The organism is Nostoc sp. CHAB 5715, assembly GCF_020829685.1.
In the GTDB taxonomy this organism is placed as follows: domain Bacteria; phylum Cyanobacteriota; class Cyanobacteriia; order Cyanobacteriales; family Nostocaceae; genus Nostoc.
Genome location: NZ_JAIVFR010001086.1, coordinates 1 through 2332 on the forward strand (window position 1 = coordinate 1; position 2332 = coordinate 2332).

General features: G+C 42.8%; 3 protein-coding genes. All 3 read right to left on the minus strand.

The features are described 5' to 3' along the window. Positions 1–251: 251 nt before the first annotated feature. The 3 genes from LC574_RS36200 to LC574_RS36210 all read right to left on the minus strand — a co-directional run bounded on the left by LC574_RS36200 (position 252) and on the right by LC574_RS36210 (position 1764). Positions 252–659, minus strand: a complete 408-nt coding sequence (locus tag LC574_RS36200; protein ID WP_229458446.1) for an HNH endonuclease — start codon at positions 657–659, stop codon at positions 252–254. Then, on the minus strand, positions 656–1015 hold the full coding sequence (locus LC574_RS36205; RefSeq protein ID WP_229458447.1) for a hypothetical protein: 360 nt from the start codon (positions 1013–1015) through the stop codon (positions 656–658). Before LC574_RS36205 ends, LC574_RS36200 begins: the two co-directional genes overlap by 4 nt. Before the next feature lie 320 nt (positions 1016–1335). Further along, positions 1336–1764 carry a hypothetical protein gene (locus LC574_RS36210; protein ID WP_229458449.1) on the minus strand — a complete coding sequence of 143 codons (429 nt, stop codon included), beginning with the start codon at positions 1762–1764 and terminating at the stop codon, positions 1336–1338. Between the last annotated feature and the right edge of the window lie 568 nt (positions 1765–2332).

A 2332-nucleotide genomic window follows, 5' to 3' on the forward strand; every position in this document is an offset into this window, starting at 1 on the left:
GGTGACAGAACCAGAGGCGAGAATTGGTGTCATCATCAGCGGTGGAAATGTAGATTTGGCGGAAGTTGGTAAATTGTTTTCTGGGGGATTGAAAAGTTAAATTTCCAATTGACAAACTGCGATGCCTACGGCGGGCTGCGCCTACGCACCCTTGATGTTCATACTTTTGTAAAGGCAATATCTGGCGACAAGAAGCAGAGCTTCTACGCAAGTCAAATAAATAGCTTAGTGGCATGACAAGAACCGTAAACCTAAAAATATTGACCTGCCCAAATCAACCTGTTCCGTTCTTGTAAACGCTCTGATTGATTAAATTGGAGAATTGCAACAGTTACTCGCCCAACTGCTGTCAATGGTGCAATCTCTGCTCCATTCAGCTGAAAGTGATCGCTCCATTTTTGAGTCCTTGGATTGAAAAAAGGTGTTAGTTTCCCCGTTTCAGGATCGATTGACCCCAAATCAGTACCCTTTGCACGATTACAGTATGGGCAAGCGAGAGCTAGATTCTCTGCTTCAGTAGTGCCACGATGTTTTTCGGCAATAATATGTTCCATCTCAAAGCTAAATAGTGCAGCACTCTGAGGAAATAAGCAGTACTCACACCTTTGGTTCGCTCGCTCAATTACGAGTTTCCGTAATTGGGCTGATACATAAGTCATGGGTTTTGGCGTAATTGCTCGAAGGTATGAGCTTTTGCCATACGGACAAGATGTTCTATGGTCAGATAGCGTTCTAGTTCAGCTTCACCTTTGGCTGAAAGTGTTCCTGCTTTACTTTGTGCTAGTAAATCACTCACACGAGTCTGGAATTCTGGTGAGGGTCGGATTGCCAAAATTTGTTCTGGTGTAGGTTGACTCGCTAACAACCCAATAATCTCCTTCTCATCAAGAAAATTGCTAGACTGTTCGCTTAACAACTCTTGGAGACCACGTTCTACTATCTCTTGTAAGCGGTCTTGGAACTGCTGTAATTGCTGTCCTAGCTCCTCAGATACCTCAACAGTGATTTGCATCATCTAGCCCTGTTGTTTTTTAAACTTAATCTATTAGCTTAAGTCTAGCTACAAATCAATCTATTATTCTGGGTTGCCAGTTGCAGCCATTAGCTTACAGCTATTTTCAGGTAAATAGACCACGCGGTAGGGGCACAGCAATGCTGTGCCCCTACGATAGATGTGGTTCAAATACATGAAAACTGCTGTAAGTCTAGCTATAGATAAAGTATTTAGGTATCGTGTACAGCTAGTTCCTGCGATCGCCAAGCGGGTAATTACAGGTTCTCATCAAGGCAATCGCAAGATTTGCACTTTACAAAATTGGAGTCATAGGGCACATCCTAGCTTGTCACTGCTTGTTTCTTTCCATTCCCGTTACCGTCCACACTAAGAACAAATGACGGTTGCTGTGAACTGGAAGTAGATGACTCGCCTCGCAGTCTCCTGCGGCGTTGGCTCTTGGGAACTCCTCCCGCCATGCCATACTCTACACTGCTTTTGCCATATCTAGTCCCAACTCCCATCAGCATGTGCTCTGTCATATCTCCCAATTCACGCTCTGTTTGGAGCATTTCACTGTATAACTTATCCAGGTTGGAAAGGGCGCTGTTGTATGCGTTCTCTTTAGTTCGCATTGTCTCAATTAGAGTTGAGAAGGCAGGTAGGGTGAGTCCATTGCCCACATTTAAATTTGGATCAATTGAGTCCATACCAGCTGCACGACGCACTGCTTTTTGTAACACTGGAGAGCTTCTTTTTCTACGACTCATAATACCCACCTTGTAAAATAGTACGGTTAATATTCTTTACCTTAAAAAATATCCGTATCGATCAGCCTGAGAGAATTCCGGCAAATCTGCAACGGCTTTTGCTACAAGCGTATAGTTGTCATAAATGCGCGATCTACTGAAATGAGAAAGCATTTAAGCCAAATGAGTAAGCAAACTCCGGTTTGCTTGCGGAAAACACCAAAATGAGAAAGCATTTAAGCCAAATGAGTAAGCAAACTCCGGTTTGCTTGCGGAAAACACCGAAATGAGAAAGCATTTCAGCCAAATGAGTAAGCAAACTCTGGTTTGCTTATAGAAAACATCAAAATGAGAAAGTAATTAGGCATTTTGAGAAAGATTAATTTTGTGGGCTGCGCTGAATGTGTAGACGCGGCACGGCTTTTGGATTGAGCCTGTAAGCAATTTGCTGGTCTTTTTAGCAATTTTCATCCCAAAACTGCCTAAGTTGATTTTGATTGCGCCAATAAGAATATAGAACGCAAGCTCAAGATGCTTAACTTTGCTAAATCAAGAAACCTAGGATTTTAACAAGGGGAGGAATTGAAGT